Below are 21,585 nucleotides of genomic sequence, written 5' to 3'. Positions count from 1 at the left end.
ATATATCTCAAATTATTAACTCTGGAAAAATACCAGAAGATTAAGTATACTCACAAAAAAAGGTCAGAAATGTTGAAAAAAAGAAAAAATTACGAAGGTTCCTAGGGAAGGCAATGAAAATTCTTTATACAGTATCTATACCTATTACCATTTGATATGGTTGTAGATTATCTTTTACATGAAGATCCTCGTCTCGAAGATGCTTGGGGTCCGTATTATACCCATGAATATCTTACCTATTATGCTACACTTCCTCATCAATGGATGTACGATCTTGAACCAGTGACTTTACAACCTAATCCGAATTTTAAAGATTGGCGAATTGGTCCCAAACATATTGATTACTATAAGAAATCTGCACATTTTGAAACTAAATTAAATCCTGATGAATGTTTTGATTGTGAAATTCGGAATGGAAAGTACTCATCTAAACCTAATCCAGAACTGAAGATAGAACCTTGGAAGATTCTGTTTTTATATTGTACCGAGCCTGATTTGCATCTAGATTGTGATTTGAACCTTCACTGGTCCCAAAAATTGACTAAAGGTAGCCATGGATATCGCCATATGGAGTTTTCATTGTTTGGCAAAAAATTTGGATGTACTAGTCAATGTTTCCAGTATTATCTTTCCGCAGCGGAACGTGCAAAATCAAATCGGAATAAGTATTGGTATTGGCGTTTTAATTCTCGCGCAACTCACTATTTAGCGGATTTGGGCCATCCTTTCCACACAAAAACAGTTCCTTACTCGAAGATCTTTAAATATTTAGGGAAACCAAAAAAAATGATGAAAATTCTCTCCGCACTCCATAGTGGACACGAGGTTTTCACTCAGAAACGGCTAAGGGATGGTTTTTTACCATTCAAAAAAGCAATCGTATCTGGATCCCAAGATGGTTATGAGAGCAATAAGGATCTTTCATTTAAGAAAATCGAACACTATAGAAAAAAATCCGCTACTCGACTAAGTCCCATATTTCACACCATGCTGGAACATTTTGGGGATGAATTCGCTGATGTTTATGATACAGATTCTATTCCATCGGAATTAAAAACGCTTGATTTTTCAAAGCAAACGACATACTTAGAAAATAATGCTCAACATTTCCTTTTTTCTGATTCTTCGAATCCGGGTTTGATTATTTTAAACGAATTGACAGAAAAGGCACTATATGATGTAGGATTTATGTTTGGGCTCTTTTTCAAACACATTTATATGACATACCACTAAATTTTTTATAGCTTTATGGTGGGGATCTTAACTCCACTCAAAAAATCTATTTAGGGATTCGGAAGAAGATTACATATGGAAAAAAAAAAAAGATCTATGGTTGAAATAATTGATTCCGTATATGAATACATAGAAACTAACGGGGGAGAAATATATGCATCAAATTTGCGCGAAGTTGTTTCTAATCCTACTACGGTTTTGGAAATAATTAAAAATATACAAGAGCGGCCATATCTTTATTTTAATTCCCATTCTGTTTCCAAGAAAAAGAAAACATCTAAGAAACCCAAAACTTACACGACCTTAAAACTATCAAGTCATCGAAGAAATCCAAAACATAGATATCTTCAATTGGAAGAAGTAATTGAATATTTAGAACGATTTTATCACACAACGAATACTGAAGATTTATCTAAAGCCGATGCACTACTTGTTTTAACTCGTACAATTGATGCGTTAAATCGAATTTCTCATCGTTTACCAGTTGATTCATCTTATTTTCTATAATGGTTTGTGTGAATATTCGTACAATATTACCCTATTATTTTCAAGAAGTCCATGGAAATTGACTCTTTTTTAAATATTCAAAACACTTTTTTTTATTTGTTTTTGGCATTAAAAGTGATTGAAATGAAAAATGCTAATTGTTGGAATTTTTCGGTTATAACAAGGCATGCTAACCCTTACAAGCAGTTCGGGGGAATTTAATCAATGATTCTTATTCAAATTATCAAAAAAATCAATAATAAAAGATGAAAAAAATGGCATTTGAAAAAAATATCAAAAGTATTGTACATTTTATGGCTTTTCCAGGCCCACGTCATGGAAAAACCACCTTATTAGGTGAAGCTTCCGAAAAATTTATGGTGGAATCTTTTAACTCGATAAAAAATACAAATTATTTTAATGGAATTGAAGTAACAACCATTAAAGATCCGATGTTACGTAAGAAAATGGCTGCATTATACAAGAAAGAGAATTTTTATGTCTCTTTTTGTGCGCAACCCGTTCAATTGATTAATGAGGATCACCTGATAGAACCAACTGATATTTCTTCCATCAATGAAATTGAGCGTTCTAACGCTGTGGATCGAATGAGAAATTTGATTGATGAAGCCTATGAGATTGATGCCAAGGCATTTTGTTTCTTAAGCGGAAAAGATCCAGAAACTACAAATTGTACTGAAGATCGAAAACATGCAATCCGCGCTTTAATTCTATCAATTAAAGAAATGTGTCGCTACAATAGGAAATGTGCGAAAAAATTAGGGAAAAAACCTCTGAAAATGACCTTGGAACTATTTGACCGGATTGATCATAGTTTAACAAAAAATCAACTTATAGGTCCTTCCTCTGATGCTCGAACTGTGGCTGAAACAATCAAAATTGATCAAGGTTATGATGAATTTGGCCTTCTTTATGATGTTTCACACATGTTTCTCATTTTTGATGGCGGTTATCCTGAAACAGTTGAGACTATTAGATCTTTGAAACCATTTCTAAATTGGGTTCATGTGGCAAATTGTGTTGCAGAAGAAGAAAAGAATGCGTATGGGGATCTTCACCTAAGTATGGATCATCCGGATGGGGCGGTGACTCCAACAGTATTAAAAGAATTTTATATTGCTTTAATGGACATTGATTTTGAAGGGGGAATAGCCCTAGAGGTCATGCCTATAGGTGATCAATCAAGTGAATCGGTGATCTATACTGGAATTGCTGCTATGAAAAATGCTGAAGCTCATATCATGGTTAATTATGCCATTGGAGCCTACCGATTCAAAACTCGCCAATTTCTTCCCGAAAGGTTATTTTACCGGTTAACTGAATATAAAATCAAACATTCAACTCAAATTTTGGAGAATGCTAAGAAAAGAAAGAAACGTTCCTACCCCTGGGATTCTAATATTATCATCGTGGCAGCAGATCATCCTGCACGATTTGTTACAACTGTTGGCGATAATGAAGTGGCCATGGGAGATCGTCAACAATATTTAGGTCGGATTGTTCGAACATTGATTGATCCAAAAGTTGATGGGATTATGGCGACTCCAGATATATTTGACGATTTATTTGCTCTAGATCATATGATTACAGAAGTAAGTGGTGAATCACTGTTGAATGGGCGTATTTTAATTGGGTGTACGAATCGTGGTGGATTGTCGGGTTCCGATTATGAAATGGATGATCAGATCACTGCATATACAATAAAAGAAATTTTTGATATGAATTTAGATGGAGCAAAAATGATGTTTCGTTTAGATTTGCAATCAAGTCAAGCCCGATATTCTCAAAAAACTATTATTGCTTGTGCTGATATGGTTCGAGAATGTGGTAAGTATAATTTACCCGCTTTTGTGGAACCTTTGCCTGTAGAACGTATAGAAAATAAGTATCGAGTAAAATTGAATTATGTAGATTTAATCAAAACAATTGGAGTTGCTACCGCAATTGGAGGGTCATCTTCAAGTAAAATTTGGTTGAAAGTACCTTATGTTGATAATTTTGAGCAAGTTGCTCGCTCAACTAGCAACCCCATTTTGCTATTGGGAGGGGCTTCCACCGGATATCCCACGGATACTATCATAAATTTTGAAAAAGGGTTAGGAGCAGGGCCCAATATTAAAGGTGCCCTTGTTGGTCGAAATTTATTGTATCCTGGATTCGATGATCCATTAGCAGTGACTCTCGCCGTTTCTAACGTAATTCACGATTATGAGACTGCCGAAAATAGTGTTAAATTCTTACGTACCCAGCGGGGACGGGATATTGATTATCTTTCAAATTTACTCTTGAAAGAAGAATAATTTCTTTTTTTCCATACATCCATCCATACATTTTTAGCCATTGAACAGAAAATAACTAGTAAACCCTAACTTAGATGAAGAAAAAATGGAAGAATTAACCGATCGAGATTTAGAAATTATTCAAAGGGCAAATGACATCTTTGAACATTGGCCGCGAACAAAAATTGAATTTGGCTCTGGTTTACTTAAAACTGTAGGTAAGCGAGCTGCCGAATTTGGAAAAAAAGCTCTCATTGTGATTGGAGGGGGATCCGTAAAAAAAAATGGTTCCTTAGATACCTTACTAACTTCCTTGGATAATGCTGGTTTAAGCGCAATTATTTTCGAAGGTGTGGAACCAAACCCTTCCAAAGAAACCGTGGAAGATATTGCAAAATTATATTTACAACATGATTTTGATGTTTGTATTGCGTTAGGGGGAGGAAGTGCAATGGATGCTGCAAAAGCTGCACTTATTTTGACGGGATTGAACGAAACAGATATTTCTCCCTATTTTGGAGTTGGGGCTGTTTCTCCTAAGTTAGAGCGGATTTCTCCCTGTATCTGTATTCCAACGACTTCTGGAACTTCTTCAGAAGTAACACGATATTCCAACGTCACCATCAAAAACCTCCACTTAAAAAAATTAATATCTGATATTGCTATTCACCCACATTATGCAATTATAGATCCTGAAATAACAAAATCATGTCCTGCTTCTCTAACTTTAACCGCCGGTCTAGATGCTTTAACTCATAGTATGGAGGGATACCTAAATCTTGTGCAAGATCCAGGAAATGAATCAATCAATGAATATGCTCTATTATCTATCGAACTAATTTTTAAGTGGTTAAAAATTGCAGTCGAAAATCCAAATGATAGTAATGCTCGAACAATGATGGCTTATGCATCAGTTTTAGGTGGAACGGTCATCGGCGGCGAGAAATTTAAAGGTACTGGGGGACCGCATATGAATTCGTTTTCTTGGGCAGATACAATTGCTCACGGTAATTCTACAGGAATAATGTTACCCTATTATATGGCATATTATGCCAAAAATCCTGTTGTGGCTGAAAAATTACGTCCAATTGCCCAAATGTTGCATCTTCCTGTTGAGGGTGATCTTGGGGTATCTATTGCCACATCTATTTTGAATTGGTATGAATCCATGGGATTTCCAACCAAATTGACGGAAATGCCTGGTTGGCAGGCTGCGTATAAACAAAAAGCATTAAAAGATGCTTCCCAAAATGCTATGAAACTTCAAGCTATGCCAAACCCTGTTTCCATTGAAAAAGTTGATGAAATAATTGGACCGATAATTCAAGCCGCAATTGAAGGTAATTTATCCCTCCTCTAATTTTTTTATCCAATCTACTGAATTAAGTGACATTAATGGAGAATCGAATCATTGTAGTGGGAGAATTGCATATTGATCTCTTCTATCGGGCTGATGTTTATTCATCTTTGGCCAAGATTTTAAGTCAAAACTTATTTCAAAATCAACAATCCTATATATCAGAAGAAGAAATTGAATCCAAAATCCTTCATATTGTTAATTCCACCAATAAAAAGATTCAAGGGAATTCCTATCTAAAAAGAGGGGGGAATGGGAATAATTCCTCTGAAATTTTAGCTCACTTGGGTGCCAATGTGGATTTGTTGTCTGTAGTTGGTGAAAATTCTCAATGGATGCTTCAAGAACTTCAAGAATTAGGCATAGGCACTTCTAACATTTACATTAAATCTTCGCCGACTCCAATTAGTACAATTATTGAAGATCCATCCATAACTAAAATTCTTCTCGCTTCGAATTGCAAAAAGGAGATGAATTTCACCGATATTCAATTTCCAACTCATAAATTTTATCCCTATAACATTGTTTTCATCACTCCTTTTGCTCCAAAATTTGCTCCAATCTATTTGGCGGTTCCAAAACATGATAAAATTCTAGCGGTGACTATTGAGACTCAGAAAATACACAATTTAGCCCAGTTAGAATTACTTAATGACCACCCTTGTGATATTCTATTTATGAATCTACAAGATATTGCTACTATATTACAAGATTGCTCATTTTCTCAAACTCAAACAGATATATCAATGAATTCCCAGCAAGTAATCCGAAATGATCTCCAAATCTCGCATTTTGCCAAAATTCGAGTCTACACTTTCGGAAAAAAAGGTGTTTGGATATGTGTTTCTAATAAGCAACCTGTTCACATTCCCATTATCTCAATAAAAGTAAGAAATCGAACCGGAGCAGGGGATACTTTTGCGGCGGCTTTTTTGGTTGAGTTTAATTCACGCATTTCCTCTAAAGAAGAATTAAATCATCTTGATCTTGATACTCTAATAAAAAATGTGATTGCATGTGCAAAATTTGCCCGAATTGTTGCTGCTTTAAAAGTTAAGACAGGCAAATCTCCTACTCGATCCGAAATAGATCTTTTTATTCAAAACAATTCAACGGTGATAAACTAATGAAAAAATTCTTAGATCAAAATTTCTTGCTTAATTCGACAATAGCCGAGACTTTATACCATGAATATGCCGAAAATTTACCTATTATTGATTATCATTGTCATCTTTCTGTTAAAGATATTTTTGAGAATACCCAATTTCAAAATCTCACACAATTATGGCTCAATGGAGATCATTATAAATGGCGAGCGATGCGAGCCAACGGTATTCCTGAAAAATTGATTACTGGAGATGGTACTGATTTCGATAAATTTTATGCTTGGGCTCAAACGGTTCCGGCGACTTTAGGTAATCCACTTTTTCATTGGACTCATTTGGAGCTATTGCGTTATTTTAATATAAAAGACCGTATTCTCAATGAGAAAACGGGTCGTGATATATATTATCAAACCGAAAAACTTCTGAAACAAGATCATTTCCGTGTTCGTGGTTTATTGGAACGAATGAACGTTAAAATTGTGTGTACTACCGATGATCCCTTAGATAACTTAGAATTTCATGAAAAGCTACGTAGGGATAAAACCTTTCAAATTCAAATTTTCCCCGCATTTCGGCCAGATAAAGCTCTAAATTTTGATAACATCGAAGATTTCAATTCCTGGGTTGACAAATTGGAAGTAATTACCAAATCAACCATCAATGATTTTTCTACTTATATTCGTGCTCTTCGTAAACGACATGATTTTTTTCATTCTCTCGGATGCCGGCTTTCGGATCATGGGTTGGAACATCCATATTCCACTTTTTCTAGCAAAAATGAATTGGAAGATGCCTTTTTGCAAATCCGAAGCCATTCTCCTCTCTCAACTCTTCAAAAGGATCAGTTGAAAACTGGTCTAATGATAGAATTTGGAAAAATGAATTCAGAAAAAAACTGGGTTATGCAGCTGCATTTTGGAGCTATACGGAATAATAATTCACTTAAGTTCCAAGAATTAGGGCCTGATTCTGGCTATGATTCCATGGGGGATTTTAATATCGCAATATCTTTGTGCAAATTTCTAAATGCATTAGAATCAACAAATTCTTTACCAAAAACCATTGTATATTCCATCAATCCCAAAGATAACGATGTTATCGCTACGATGTTGGGAAGCTTTCAAGACGGTAAAGTTGTAGGGAAAATGCAGATGGGGTGTGCTTGGTGGTTTAACGATCAAAAGCTAGGGATTGAAAATCAATTGATTTCTCTAGCAAATCATGGATTATTATCAAAATTTGTCGGGATGCTCACGGATTCACGGAGCTTTCTTTCTTATCCGCGTCATGAGTACTTTCGAAGGATTCTTTGTAACTTAATTGGAAAATGGGTCGACAAAGGTGAAATTCCTTATGATCCTGAACTGTTGGGCAAATTGATTCAAGATGTTTGTTATTATAATGCTCAAAATTACTTCAATTTTTAATTTTTTTAGAAATTCCTCCTCTTGTGATTTCGGGACCTGCTTCTGTCAGAATACCCGAATACATTGAGGACACCATTTGATTGTAAAGAGCGATGTTTTCGAATTTGTGAAGTTTCAAAGTTAAATCATAATTTGGATTATTAACTATTGAAACGTCATCGTATAAAAAGGATTTGAAGTGAGTAAAAATCATATCACTAATTTTTTCTTTATTTTCTCCGAAGATTTTGTATTGAAAATGTACCCCGTTAGGAGGAAAATTGTCTCGATTAATGACATTGTTAGGAAGCACCTTTGGATCAAGTTCTAATTCATGATTTTCAGTAAATTTTTTAATTTTTTCGGGTGGATAGGGTTTATTCATTAAGAAAAAGGTATTGAAATCTTGGTATATGTAAACTAATCCATCCAAAGTAGTTTCAATATAAAATTTATTCTGAGTTTCTTCACTTAACAGATGATTTATGAGCGGAAGGTATTTTTGCATGTTACCAAATAGATGAGGAAAATTAGAGGTGAAATTTATGATAATTTGGTTTGTTTGATGGCTCATCTATAGACATATTAATTCAAAAGAACTATTTAATGCTTTATTTAATGACATTTTTGTTTGAGTTAACTGAGGTGTGGTGTTAACTAAAGAAACCCATAAGAAAAAAAGAAATTATCCGGTTATCGGATTTTGTGGATGATAATTAATCCTAAATATCCATCAATAGTAATTTCATCCTTATCTTCAATACTCTGGCTCAAATTGTTTAGATTAGACACAAAGGGGATTTTTTGATTACTGCAAAATTCTTCCAATAATTTACTTGAAACATCGGATTCACAAATCACTCCCTTAAATTTATATTTGATAATTTGCTCAATTAACGCTTCATTTTGGAGGAAAATTGCATTATCCTCTAAGTGCTGTTCTAAATCTTTTTCCGATGCAATCGTCGCAATTTTCCCTCTGAAGAGTCCTTTTACTACAGAATTTCCTTTTATTTGGCGATAAAGGATTGGTTTTTCACTAGGGGATGGTTTCCAATCAATTACAGTCTGGAAATCTTCAACTACTTGATAATGATCTATTTCAATAATCACTAAATCGGTGCTAGGGCTTGTTATGAACTTTTCCAGATATGGATGTTTCTTTAAAAATCGTTGAATAAGTGAGTCCAACTTTTCTTTTGGTAAAAGATCCCCTATGAAAGCACGACCCACTGCCGAAAGCGTCATTGCTTGAGACAGATCTTTTGGATCATTATTTGCTGAATCAACAAAGAAAGAAACTTTTTCATGCACTCGTGAATTTACAAATTTTCGACTATTTTTTGGGGTCCCAAAGATAATGGTTGATAAATCTTCTGAGACTTGAAAACAAACAAGAGTTTGATGAGATTGATTCTTCCATACTGTCGCAAATACACCAAATCTTTGGTCTGCATAAAGATTGGCAATTTTTTCTTTAATATTTTTTGTGTTTTCCATGTTATTCACCTTTTTTGATTTTCTCACTTACGTGCGAATATCCATTTTGATTCTCCCATCCAGTATTTCAATTATTCTATCTGTTCTTTCTGCAACATGTGAATCATGTGTAATGACAATGAAAGTTGTACCGAAATCTTCGTTCAGTTTTCTTAATAGTTCATAAACTGTCTCAGTAGAGTCTGAATCTAAATTGCCCGTGGGTTCATCTGCCAAAATGAGCTTAGGGTTGTTTATAAGTGCACGTGCTATTGCAGTTCTTTGTTGTTGTCCTCCTGAAATTGCATAAGCATTATTATTTTTAACCTCTTTTAGTCCAACAAAATCTAAAAGATAATTTGCTCGTTCAAAGATTTCACTAGGTACTTTTCTTTCTTTTTTAATCCAATAGGGCATTAAAACATTTTCAAGCACAGAGAATTCGGGAAGTAAGTAATGAAATTGGAAAATGAATCCTATTTCAGCATTTCTCAAAGTTGCCAGTCCTTTTTTTGTCATCTTATCTGTACGTTTCTGGTTGATGTATACTTCGCCTGATGTTGGTTTATCCAAAGTGCCAATGATGTTTAATAATGTTGATTTTCCACTGCCAGATTGACCGATAATGCTATTAAATGAATTTGGTTCAAATTTAAGGTCAATATCGTGTAATACTTGAGTCTTCACCGTGGTCCCATATATTTTATTTATTTTATTTAATTGAATTATTGAATTAGCCATTACGAATCACCTCAATTATACTTAAACTTGTAGATTTCTTAGCTGGTATTAAAGCAGATACCATCGATGCAATAATGGCAATAAATGTTGATAATATCATGAATTTTGGATCAATCACTAAATCTATAATCGGCTTTCCTGTGCTGTCTAGTGCAAATGTTGTGAATGCAAATCCCAGTCCTAAACCCAAAGAAACTCCTAAAATTGCCCCTCCTATTCCAAGGAGTAAACCCTCAAAAAGAAATATAAGGGCTGCTGTGCCATCAGTAACACCCATTGCTTTTAGTATACCTATTTGTTTTGATTTTTGGAGGACAGTAATTGCTAAAACTGATCCAATCCCAATGACTACGGAAACGATGACAAATACTTGGATCATAATACTCGAAGCTGTTTGTCCATTCAAACCATCTAATAATTGCTGATTTTCGGCTTTCCAATTACTTATGATTATATCTGAGTTATCAATAAGACCATCTATTTCATCCGCAATTATATCCGCTTCAAAAAAGTCTTCTATTTGAATATTTATTGAAGTTACATTATTTCCATATCCAAAAATTTGCGAAACTGTAGTATTTTGAGTGATTATCCACAGTTCGTTTAAACTCGCCACCCCCAAATCAAAAAATCCTACAACTGTCAAATTGAATTTGTCTAAAATTGGATTGGGATTCTCTTGAATTGTGATATTTTGTCCTTGTTCAATTCCCAAATTTTCTTGTAAATTTATTCCAATAATTACCTCATTATCCTTTGTCGGTTTATTTCCTGCAAAATTGGTTTTATCATAATAATTATAAATACCATCTGCAGATTCTAAATCGAACCCTCTTAATAATATTGGTGTAGGTTCTTCTATGGATTCAGAATTTATTCCCATGATGAATGCGCCTGAATCTACAGCCGTAATTATCCGATTAATTCCATCAATATTCTGGATCGATGTTTGGCTAATTGTTTCCCAATCCGAAATTAAGCCATTTTCTGCTTCTGATGTAATTACTATTTGGGGCTGAGCTCCAACTGTTCTATTAACCAGTCCTACCTGTAATCCTTGAATCAAGCTCCCAACAAAAACTTGTACAGACACACCTATCGCTATTCCTAAAATAATGAAGAAAGTTTGGGATTTATTCGAAGTTAGAAATCTTCGAGCAATTTTGAAAGCAAACATTTTTATCTCCAAAAAGTAGTTGAATTTTACAGAATTAAACTATTTTCTTTTACAAATAAAGAAAAAATTAGACGGTTCATTATAGATCCATAGTTCGGGCGGTACTTTTATTTTAATTTCTGTAGGTAATTTTCAAAGATTTTCTAATTGGTTTGTCTATTATTTCTATCATTCCCATTAACTCATATAATTTGATAGTGAAATTCGATTAGATCTATTTATAAGAAAAACAAATCAAATAATAATTAGTTTTGGTGAAATTATTGGCGAAAACAAAAAATATAATTTTTATTTGTCCAGTGTGTCGGAAATCTAAATATGTTCAAGTTCCTGTAGATATTTTTGCAAAAAGCACAACTGGAACTACACCAGTGATGATACCTGAAAATGTCATTTGCGAACATAAAATTCACTCTTATATCGATAAAAATGGGGCAGTAAGAGGATATCTCCAATTTGAGTATAATATTATGTCGATGACCGCGAAAATTGAGCAAATTAAAACTAAGGCTCTCTCAAAATATCGGAATTATTTCGGTCGTACAAATATTGAGTTTATTTTGGATTCTTTTTCAAAACATGATCTTTTACACTTCTTTGAAAGTTGTTTTATGCGGTATCCCATAATTTTTATTGAGAATGAGCCGGAAAGTGATCGATTTCAGTTGTTATATTCTCTATTTGCGTCTGTTCATCCAATACTTGCAGAGAAGATTTTAATTTATTCAATGAGTGAATATGATGAACTTATTAAAGATGGTAATTTTGATAATTATTGCATCTTGAACGTAACTCATGGATTATTACTGCATAGTCCAGTATCACTGTTCGAATCTGAAAGTGTATCATTTTTGATGGATAGGAAATTACTTGAAAATTATATCCTTTTTAACAACGCGGTTAAACATCTCGAACGATACGGTGATTTAGTTGCAGATTTAATGCCAAAGGCTCCGAAAGTAATTTATAAGCAACTATCCAAAGAAAAGAATAAACAACCATGGCTTACCCAAGAGTTAGTTGAAATGATTTTTCATCGCAATGAATTTATTGCCCGGTCTCATACTTCAATGTGGAAAGATGATGCTTTATTATCAGAATCGTTGAAATCTTTAATTCCAAGGCAAAAAATACTGGATGAAGAAGGTCGGAAAGAACTTGAGGATATGGATCAGAAATTATCTAAACTCAAAGAAGGTTTGTGGGGTTAAAAAAGGAAATTTCTATTTAAGATTTTTTTTATTGTGAAGATGGTTTGTTTTTTCATATTTTTCTTACCGCTGATGCCAAATTTTGATCTGTTTCTATATTTTTATTGAGAACTTGATATTCAACTTTAAAAATAATCTCAAATATGGTCATTTATGAGTCCTGGAGTATGTAACGTTTGCAATGAATCCCTTGAAGAATATGTGAAGTGCAAAAAATGTAAATCATTTGTTTGTGAAAGTTGTGCTTTCGAATGTAAGGAATGTGGAAAAATGGTTTGCGATCCGTGTTCAAAGCAATGTAAAGTATGCAATGGAATTTATTGTCCAAAATGTTATAAATCACATGCTAAGTTATGTTCTTGATATTTTTGAAAAAACATTCTCTTTTTTTATAATTTTAGTGTATGATTAAACTGAGAACCGTAATCCGCTTTTTAGTTATCTCATCTGTTCTGCTTCTACAAATGGTTTCATTGAACTTAAAATTCATCCTGATAAGTTGAGTTCAAAAGAAATTATGAAAAATGGATAGTATTTCCTTTTTGTAAATTTGAATTTGTATAGAATATTTAATATATTTAAGTTCTATATTACAAGTTGATTTTCAATATCGTTTTTAATTGTATTGCTATTAACTTGCATTTTTTCAGGAGATAATGGTGCAGAAACTTGCTTAACCATACCATATTCCTTGAGAATTGCATAATAGGTATATAAAACACTTGGAGTTGGCATGAAAGTGTCCAAGGAGATATTAATTTGAATTTGTTCTTCATCATTTGCGGAGGGATGATCATGACTATTCATAGGATACAATTAGATTTTGTGCTTAAGAAATCCCAAACCATGATGGTTTTTTGAATTTCTTTCTGAAGGAAATTGAAAAAGAAAAGGAAAAATTAATTCTACTATGTAGATATAACAATTTATATTGGTAAATTAATTATTATTATTCAGTGCATATATAGAACGTAAGAAATTTTAAGTGTAAAGCCATTCAAAATTATATATAGATAGGGAATCTGTTATGACTGAAGAAAAGAAATTAAATGAATTTAATGATGATTCTGTAAGACGTATTGCCAAACAAATGATTGTTCGGCGATATGTTGTAATTTTACATTGTTGGGTGTATGTATTTGTTAATATTTTATTATTTATTATCAATTTTCTCGTTAATCATTTATCATATCCTTGGTTTTTATGGGCTTTATCTGGATGGGGGTTAGGATTGTTGATCCATTCTTTTTCGTATTGGATTTATACCAAGGGAATTGTCAATATTGCGAAGTTACTTTTTTATTATCATCTCTTTATTTTCATCTGTACGAACATTCTAATCGCGTTTATTGATGGCTTTACTTCTTCTCCCCGTTGGACTTCGCCATGGTGGTCTTTGTGGGTATTTGGGTTTTGGGCTGTTGGATTGGCACTTCATTTAATCATTGTTTATTACATTGTACCTAAGCGAGGGGAATCTGAAGATTTAAGCTGGTTAGATCGGAAGATTGATAAGGAATTAGAAAGGATTAAAACACAAAGAAAAATTTCGGCAGACGAAAGGAGGTCAGAATAAAATTATGTTTTGGCTTGGCAAATCTATATCTACTAGTCCTTCTAAAGATAAAAAGAAAGATTCTATTAATCTCAGTCCTCTTGAAGTGTTAATTTTAGCTCAACTTCGCTCGCGGGAGTTACGAAATAAAGGGGATCCTGTAGGGCAATATGGTTATGAAATGATCCAACAATTGAATACTTTATTTGCGGGGTCATGGGAGGCAAAATCTGGGACTATATATCCAATTTTATCCAAACTTGAAGGAAAAAAGAATATGATAAAAGGCTCCCGAAAGAAATCTCCTCTTGGTCCAGTAAAAAAAGTGTATATATTGGAGGATTTGGGAAGAAAAAGTATAGATTTTATTGTACGGGATAATTTTAAAGGGGATATCGATTTCATTATGCAATATATTAATTTACTGGCACCTTTTGTGATAAATGTTCCGGATGAATTGCTGTCGGAGGAACTTTTTGACAAAATGATGTCAATTCCATCCAAAAGTGCACAAATTGCTCTTGAAAAAGCAATTACTGAAGTGGATGTAGATTTGAGAAATCATAAAATTCGTTCGCTCCATACTAGTTTGAAAAATGTATTAAAAGAAATTGAAAAAGAACTTTAATACATTTTTCAAATTATTTTTAAGTTTTAAGCAGACCATTTGAATATTTTTAAGAGGATTTTCATCAATTTTGGAAAATTTTGAATTTGTGAACTTTTACTCTGATAAATTTTAAAATCTGATTTATTTTCTTTGATATCAAATGGGAAAACGGGATTAATAAAAGTGTACTTTTGGTTAGTGGACTATAGTTATTTATTTGAAGAAAAATGAAAATATTTATATGAAATCCTTGTAAATTTTTCTTGAATTTTAAATACAGAATTAAATTCAAAAGCTCCATAAAAATGGATTCATAAGAAAATTCTGTCATAAAGTGCAATTTATTTGATATATTGTTACATTTTCTCATTTTAATCAAGAATAATACGCTATTTTGGTTTTAAACCGACTTGTCTCACCGTTTTTTCCTAAAGTTTTTATATAATATACAACTTATCTTTGTGGGAACAAGAACCCATAAAAATATTAGTGATTAACATGACAACACAAGAAAAATATGACAATCTTAGAACAAGATGGCTAAATACTACCGACGACATTGAAGCATTAGAATGTTTACAAGAAATTGGAGATTATAAAACTGAACATCCCGATGTTATGGATAAAAAGGTTGATTTTAACTAATAAAAATAAATCCCTTTTCTATTATTTTTTTCTCTCATTAGTTTGAATATTTGATTATCTACATGCGATCCTAAATGCTTTAAGAAAGCATTTCTTTCATTATATTGAAATAAGAATTGGATAAGTCCTTGGCTTCAAAACTATACTGTTAGCAATTCTGTGAAATATGATGCTTTATGAAAAAAATGACTCCGCTGCGTGAAAAATATTCCAAAAATGAGTTAAATGTCATAATACTGGTTTTATTACTTTTATTATTATATACTAGTTCATTAAATGTACTTATTCCTTCTTATTCACCGATTATTGAAGATTTTGGAATAAAAAATTCTTTGATTTACTTGCCTGATTCTTTATCGGTTTTAATCTCAGCTTTCATCATGATTTTATGGGGATACTACACAGATCGAATTGATAGAAATAAAATTATTATTGGGGGTGCCTTTTTAGCCGTTATAGGTTTTATTGGAACTGCATTTTGTCAAAATTTTCTTCAGTTATTGTTTGCACGAATTTTAACTGGAGCGGGTTTAGGTTTTGCATTACCTGTGGCTTATTCAGTTTTAAGTGATATAATTCCTTCAGAAGAACGTGCGGGTTTATTTGGGTTCTTAGCAATATTTTCTGCGATTAGTAATGGTTTGGGTCAATTTTTGTCTGCATTTTTGGGTCCTCTTAATATATTTGTCTCTCTTGGATTATTACAATATGGGTGGCAATTTCCCTTTTTAATTCTAACAATTCTTGCAATTATCATTACTATTATGCTTTTCTTTGTAAAACTTCCTGCAATGGGATCCAAAGAAGAAAGTTTATCAAGGGTTAATGAATTTGAGGAGATGGAATATGGATATAAAATCAATCAGAAAGAACTTTTTAACTTGCTTCATAAACGGACGAATAAAGCTTTAATCATAAATGGGTTTTTTTCGATTGTACCAGGAACTATTATCATTTTTTCTTTAATTATGACCTTTTCCCATTCCACAGAAGGTATGTTTCGAGAACTTCCTGGAGATATTCGCACTCAGGTATCAACAATCATGGCTGGAATGACGAGTGCTGGATATATGTTGGGTAGCATCGTGTTATCCTGGCTGGGGGATATTGTATATAAAAAAAAGCGGCAATATAGAGCATTACTTGCATTTATCACCAATGTTATTGCCATTCCACTAGTATTTTTAATGATTTTTCAACTTGAACCTGTGTCCCTAACACAACTTGGTATCACATATCCAGAATCAATTGCTCCTGAAGATCAAGTTTTTTTCATGTTTGAAACAATGAAAGCCATATTTACTACTTATCCGAAATATATTACCTATCTGATATTTTCCTTCTTTGGAACATTTTTTTCTGCAGGTATGGTTACAAACAAAAATGCGGTGATGATTGATGTGAATTTGCCTGAACATCGAGGGACTGCGACTTCATTTTTTCAATTAACCGAGCAGATTGGAAAAAGTATAACTTTATTGATTGCTGCTGGGTTGTTACAGCTTTTAGGCTCCTATAAAAATATGTTATACATGGGTATTCTTTTCTGGATTCCCTCTGCCATTTTTTGGTATATCTCTATGAAAAGTGTGGTTAAGGATAGCTATGATAAAGATCTTATTCTCCGAGAACGTGCTCAAATCACGTTTTTTGATTTCTTTTTTGAAGTAGAACTCGCACTTGATGATGGTGTTCAGCTTATTCAAGATGCGAAAGATATTTTAGTATTAAAGCCTAAAAAAGCAGAAAAACTTATCGATCGGGCGGTAAATAAATTTATTTGGATTATGGCTAAGGCACATCAAAAAAATTTATTGGTAGTAGAAAAAAGGGCTCAAAAATTATTGAATAAATCGGTAGAATTTCAAGAAGATCTTGGAAAAATAACAACTAGTGCCCCTTATGCCCAATTGCAAGAATTATTTATGAAAATCGATGCTTTGTGGGAAGAAAGTGATTTTGGAAATATCGAAATTTTATACGATAGTGCTTATCTAAAAGTATGTGAAGCTCGGTTGCGTAGATTTTATAATCCCATTGAGTGTAGTCAAATATTGGAAAAATCGATTGAAATCTATAATCGAGTTGTTCGCTTAGCTTCCGACAGGTTGATAGAAGAAGGGGCTAAAAAATTAAGTGACGAAGAAAAAGCACTTCAACTCCGTATTTCCCAGTTATTAGTAAATTCTCAAAAATCTCGATCTAATACAGAACTTTTAAAACAGAAATTGGATGAAATTGTTATTGCTGTGATGAAAGAAGGAATTTCGCGTAATGATCTTATGAATCTTATGGAAATTACTGATGAGTACGGCTTGAAACTGCAAGATATTATAAATGAAACTTTTGATAAGCGGGTTGCAAGGAAAATAAATCGTGCTATCAATCAAATTGATGATATTTTCAAAGAATATGATCTTTGGCAATCAAATGAATAAACTCACACTTTTTTGCATCTTTTTAAACCGAAATCTAATTAAAATTTGCTGCATTTATAAAATTTATAAAAGGTAGCTATTTTGATCAAATCTAATTTCAATGTGTGTCCCTATTGTCATTCACCGTTAGCAAAAACCTATGGACTTAAGGTAGAAAGGTGTTCTAATAAAGATTGCAGAAGTCATGTCTTTATTGTAGGCAACAGAGTGCATTGTCCACAGCGAACCGAACTTGGTATTGGTAGAATTACTGATATTATTCCAATAAAAGCAAAATCTACTAATGAATCGAATCCAACTCTTTTCCATGCCCAATCTCATAAAAAATCTAATAAAATTATATCTTTTGAAGGAAATTCCGATAAAGATCTTCTTTCTTTAATTGATAAAAAGAAATTCAACCAATTTTTGGTAGAATTTACAGCTTTTTTAGAAAAACCTCTCTTTAGAGAAGATATTTCTCATTTTCTTTGGGATCTGGATAAAGAAATTCGCTTTAAAGATGGAATTGGTGTTATAATTGGTCGAAATTTAGCGCATCCCACAGGTTTAATCCATTATACATTATTACTCCCTGATGGAACAAAAAAAACTGTTGCCGAAATAGATATTATTAGTGAGCTTGAATCCCCATTGAACGAATTTTTAAAGGGAAATCAAGATGGAACATATCAATTTTTGTTACGGTACTGGGGTGCTCAAATATATTCACTCTATACAAGCAATCTCTTGAAAATTATTACTCATTCACGTCTTTCTCTGCTTCCACACCAGATCGCTGTTGCACATCATTTATTGGATATTGGTCAAGCCCGATACATTTTAGCTGATGAAGTTGGTTTGGGAAAAACTATTGAAGCAGGGATCTATGTCAAAGAAATGATTGCACGAAATTTGGCTACGCGTGTACTGATTATCACTCCCGCTTCTATTGTAGGTCAATGGGAGTTTGAATTGGAAAACAAATTTAATATAAAATTTACTCGATTGAAATCAAAAATTGTAAAAAACTTGAAGATCAACTATCAATCTGGTAATTTTTTTAATTCCCAAACTGGCCAAGATTTGACCTTATGTACTGTAACATTACAATACGCGCGACTACCACAATGTGCCAAGTTGTTAACACGTATTGAGTGGGATATTGTAATTTTTGATGAAGCACATCATCTTCGAAGATATCTCGCCAATCAAAAAACTGAACAATACCGAACAACCTTGGCTTATGAGTTGGCACAAAATTTGTCTGCAAAAACACGAAGTTTATTATTATTGACTGCTACTCCCATCCAATTGCATTCCTTTGACTTATTTTCCTTGATCCAACTTTTAAACCCCTATGAATTTCCTAATTTTGATTCCTTTGAAGCAGAACGGAAGAAAATTTCTTTACTTAATTTGGTTGTAAAAAATCTGCAACTTTTCACGAGTATTAATTCCTATGAACGAGATGCATTGGTTTATCAAATTCAATCCTTCCATATAAAGATCACAGAAACGGAATTAAATGAAAAACTACGTTTTGAATCTTTTCGGAGAGAAATTATTGCAAAATTGGAGAAAAGACATTTCTTAAGCCGGTATGTCATCCGAAATAGGAGAAGAGTTGTTTTTCCTGATAATCCTATTAAGAGAATCCCTCAAATAATTGATGTAGATCTCACTAAAGATGAATTAGAGGTATATAACAAAATTCATCTATATCTCGCCAAAATTTATTCTCAAAATTACGAAACGGGACCCTCGGGGATGGGTTTTGTTATGGTTATTTTACAGAAACTCTTGACTAGTTCGGTTCCGGCGATTTTAAAAAGTTTAAAAAAAAGAATTTTGTATTTGGAAGAAAATAAAGAGACACTTTTAAAACTTGGGATGGAACAAGAAGCTCAACGAGAATTTACTGAAGACGAATCTAGCATGGATCTCGCTTGGGGACTAGATGAATTGGATGTAGAAGATCGGATGGTTATTCAAGCAAGGAAAAGAAAAATGATCCCTAAGAAGAAAGGACCTTCTTTAGATATCAATGAACATATACGAATTCTTAAGGAATTTGTACAAGATTTGGAATCTTTAGACTATGATTCCAAAGCTTCACGATTGCTTGAGATAGTAAAATCAGTTATAAAAACGGATCCTAAAGAAAAATTCATTATTTTTACCCAATTTAAAAAAACACTATTTTATCTTCAAGATTTAATTGAAAAAGAAGGGATAAAAGTTGCTCCATTTCATGGAGATTTAACTGAATCTCAAAAAATGGCTTCAGTTTCTTCTTTTCGACATGATATACCGATTTTGCTTTCTACTGAAATTGGTGGGGAAGGGAGAAATTTCCAATTCTGTCATATCATTGTAAATTATGATTTACCTTGGAATCCTATGAGATTGGAACAACGAATTGGAAGATTAGATCGTTTTGGGCAAACAAAAGATATTCTCATTTTTAATTTTTATATCAAAGATACTGTCGAATCTTCCATTATCACTGCAATTTCAGAACGTATTCATCTCTTCGAAGAGTCTATTGGCGCATTAGAGCCTATTTTGGGGAGTTTAGAAGGACAAATAACTTCTCTGGTTTTAAAGGAAGATGAATCACCAATGAAATTTAGATTAGATGAAGTGATCTCCAAAACCAGTAATAAAATTGATGAAGTATATGATAAATTAGAAGATCTCATTTTAGATAAAAGATCATTTCAATATGATTATATCTCACGGGATCTTTCCAAGAAAGAACTCTTAACGGGGATTGATATTCACATTTTTTTAGATATCTTTGTCCGATACGTGACAAATGATCCCAATTTTCGAATTCAATATCCTGAGTTTCAGATGGATTTGAATCTTGTTCAAAAACCTCATGATATAGGAGTTTGGCTCATTAAATTTTCAGAAGCTTTACGTCGAACTCTTCGTATTCCACATCGGAGATATGAAGGCGTTTTTGATATTGATTTGGCTCGGAAACAAGAAGAATTTGACTTCTTTTCATTAGGTCATCCATTGGTTATGAATTTAATTGATTGGTCTCAAAAAAGTGATTTTGGTGGAAATTCATGCCAGCTGACAATTGATATAAAACAATGGGCCTCATTATTTATTTATCCTTATGGGAGCCGGATTCCCAAAGATGAATTGGATATTTTCAAACGTCTGCTACGGTTCGAAGTTGGATTAAATTTATTCTTATTCGAAATTGAATTTCTTGGGGTTATTATTGAAAAAAGTGTTATTCCCATCTTTATAACAGATGATTTGGAACTTTTACCTATTTTGGGACGATTTATTTCTAAACCTCATAATTTTGCAAAGATATTACAATTTAATGCTCCTTCTTTGGATCTAGCACACTTATCCATATCTCGTGAAAAATTGGAAAGGTGCTTGGAAAGTGCAAAACAATCAACAAAAAATCAGATCTCTGAAAAAGCACAAAGATTGATTAAATTGAATAAAGAAAAATACCTCTCCCAAAAGATGAGAGTGCTAAAAAATGCCAATTTTAAGAAAAAATTTGCAGAAACCCAAATGAAACTGACCGAAAATGCCTTAAGAGCTAAAAAACTTAAACTTCCGACTGAACGACAGCGACAGAATCTAGATCAACTTAGTGATCCTGTCCGTAAAAAGCGACGTATTAAACAATTTATGCGGGTTGAGAAAGAAGTTCAATATTATGAGAATGAAATTGAAAGATGGTCGCAAATTTTGGAAAATCTGGAATTTGATGTACCCCAACAACTAAAACGATTAAAAAAGCATCGTAAATTGCTGATTAATGCTAATTTTCTTTCCTATGCACGGATTAATCTAATTTGAAATTTAAAATAAATTG

The 21,585-nt window shown here is 32.9% G+C and carries 17 protein-coding genes; 12 read left to right on the top strand and 5 right to left on the bottom strand.

Translation table 11 applies throughout. The features are described 5' to 3' along the window. Positions 1-156 precede the first annotated feature (156 nt). The 6 genes from NEF87_RS03870 (at position 157) to uxaC (ending at position 7,909) form a co-directional block, all read left to right on the top strand. Complete coding sequence (locus NEF87_RS03870; RefSeq protein WP_371805082.1) at positions 157-1,233, top strand: phospholipase C/P1 nuclease family protein; 1,077 nt, start codon at positions 157-159, stop codon at positions 1,231-1,233. Positions 1,234-1,308: 75 nt separating this feature from the next. Then, positions 1,309-1,740, top strand: a complete 432-nt coding sequence (locus NEF87_RS03865) for a hypothetical protein (protein ID WP_371805081.1) — start codon at positions 1,309-1,311, stop codon at positions 1,738-1,740. A 254-nt stretch (positions 1,741-1,994) separates the two neighbouring features. Further along, positions 1,995-4,040 (top strand): Cgl0159 family (beta/alpha)8-fold protein, encoded by a 2,046-nt coding sequence (locus NEF87_RS03860; RefSeq protein ID WP_457918725.1) that lies wholly within the window; start codon positions 1,995-1,997, stop codon positions 4,038-4,040. An 85-nt stretch (positions 4,041-4,125) separates the two neighbouring features. Continuing rightward, the gene (locus tag NEF87_RS03855; RefSeq protein WP_371805079.1) at positions 4,126-5,379 is read left to right on the top strand and encodes an iron-containing alcohol dehydrogenase family protein; all 1,254 of its coding nucleotides are present in this window, start codon (positions 4,126-4,128) and stop codon (positions 5,377-5,379) included. A 35-nt stretch (positions 5,380-5,414) separates the two neighbouring features. After that, positions 5,415-6,503 carry a carbohydrate kinase family protein gene (locus NEF87_RS03850; protein ID WP_457918724.1) on the top strand — a complete coding sequence of 363 codons (1,089 nt, stop codon included), beginning with the start codon at positions 5,415-5,417 and terminating at the stop codon, positions 6,501-6,503. Beyond that, positions 6,503-7,909, top strand: coding sequence for a glucuronate isomerase (gene uxaC / locus NEF87_RS03845; RefSeq protein WP_457918723.1), 1,407 nt, complete (start codon positions 6,503-6,505; stop codon positions 7,907-7,909). The genes NEF87_RS03850 and uxaC overlap by 1 nt, the downstream gene beginning before the upstream one ends. On the opposite strand, the gene NEF87_RS03840 is transcribed toward uxaC, so the two are convergent. From NEF87_RS03840 to NEF87_RS03825, 4 genes are all read right to left on the bottom strand, one after another. Continuing rightward, positions 7,899-8,462, bottom strand: a complete 564-nt coding sequence (locus tag NEF87_RS03840) for a hypothetical protein (RefSeq protein WP_457918722.1) — start codon at positions 8,460-8,462, stop codon at positions 7,899-7,901. The two genes, uxaC and NEF87_RS03840, sit on opposite strands and share 11 nt — an antisense overlap. 119 nt (positions 8,463-8,581) lie before the next feature. Beyond that, the gene (locus tag NEF87_RS03835) at positions 8,582-9,388 is read right to left on the bottom strand and encodes a hypothetical protein (protein ID WP_457918721.1); all 807 of its coding nucleotides are present in this window, start codon (positions 9,386-9,388) and stop codon (positions 8,582-8,584) included. 27 nt (positions 9,389-9,415) lie between these two features. Beyond that, on the bottom strand, positions 9,416-10,108 hold the full coding sequence (locus NEF87_RS03830) for an ABC transporter ATP-binding protein (RefSeq protein ID WP_457918720.1): 693 nt from the start codon (positions 10,106-10,108) through the stop codon (positions 9,416-9,418). After that, positions 10,101-11,285: an ABC transporter permease gene (locus NEF87_RS03825; protein WP_457918719.1), complete on the bottom strand. Its 1,185-nt coding sequence runs from the start codon at positions 11,283-11,285 to the stop codon at positions 10,101-10,103. The genes NEF87_RS03830 and NEF87_RS03825 overlap by 8 nt, the downstream gene beginning before the upstream one ends. Before the next feature lie 263 nt (positions 11,286-11,548). Here NEF87_RS03825 and NEF87_RS03820 point away from each other — a divergent pair, with 263 nt between their 5' ends. Next, complete coding sequence (locus tag NEF87_RS03820; RefSeq protein WP_457918718.1) at positions 11,549-12,496, top strand: hypothetical protein; 948 nt, start codon at positions 11,549-11,551, stop codon at positions 12,494-12,496. A 585-nt stretch (positions 12,497-13,081) separates the two neighbouring features. On the opposite strand, the gene NEF87_RS03815 is transcribed toward NEF87_RS03820, so the two are convergent. Continuing rightward, positions 13,082-13,303, bottom strand: coding sequence for a hypothetical protein (locus NEF87_RS03815; RefSeq protein WP_457918717.1), 222 nt, complete (start codon positions 13,301-13,303; stop codon positions 13,082-13,084). Between the two features lie 220 nt (positions 13,304-13,523). Here NEF87_RS03815 and NEF87_RS03810 point away from each other — a divergent pair, with 220 nt between their 5' ends. The 5 genes from NEF87_RS03810 to NEF87_RS03790 all read left to right on the top strand — a co-directional run bounded on the left by NEF87_RS03810 (position 13,524) and on the right by NEF87_RS03790 (position 21,569). Beyond that, complete coding sequence (locus NEF87_RS03810) at positions 13,524-14,072, top strand: 2TM domain-containing protein (protein WP_457918716.1); 549 nt, start codon at positions 13,524-13,526, stop codon at positions 14,070-14,072. A 4-nt stretch (positions 14,073-14,076) separates the two neighbouring features. After that, the gene (locus NEF87_RS03805) at positions 14,077-14,679 is read left to right on the top strand and encodes a PadR family transcriptional regulator (protein WP_457918715.1); all 603 of its coding nucleotides are present in this window, start codon (positions 14,077-14,079) and stop codon (positions 14,677-14,679) included. A gap of 480 nt (positions 14,680-15,159) precedes the next feature. After that, the gene (locus NEF87_RS03800; protein WP_457918714.1) at positions 15,160-15,306 is read left to right on the top strand and encodes a hypothetical protein; all 147 of its coding nucleotides are present in this window, start codon (positions 15,160-15,162) and stop codon (positions 15,304-15,306) included. Between the two features lie 185 nt (positions 15,307-15,491). Beyond that, on the top strand, positions 15,492-17,744 hold the full coding sequence (locus NEF87_RS03795) for an MFS transporter (protein ID WP_457918713.1): 2,253 nt from the start codon (positions 15,492-15,494) through the stop codon (positions 17,742-17,744). A gap of 81 nt (positions 17,745-17,825) precedes the next feature. After that, positions 17,826-21,569 carry a helicase-related protein gene (locus NEF87_RS03790; RefSeq protein WP_457918712.1) on the top strand — a complete coding sequence of 1,248 codons (3,744 nt, stop codon included), beginning with the start codon at positions 17,826-17,828 and terminating at the stop codon, positions 21,567-21,569. Positions 21,570-21,585: the final 16 nt, after the last annotated feature.

The organism is Candidatus Lokiarchaeum ossiferum (assembly GCA_025839675.1).
In the GTDB taxonomy this organism is placed as follows: Archaea; Asgardarchaeota; Lokiarchaeia; order Sigyniarchaeales; family Promethearchaeaceae; genus Lokiarchaeum; species Lokiarchaeum ossiferum.
The sequence above is the reverse complement of the archived record's forward strand: the minus strand, read 5'-3'. Positions and strand labels throughout refer to the sequence as shown.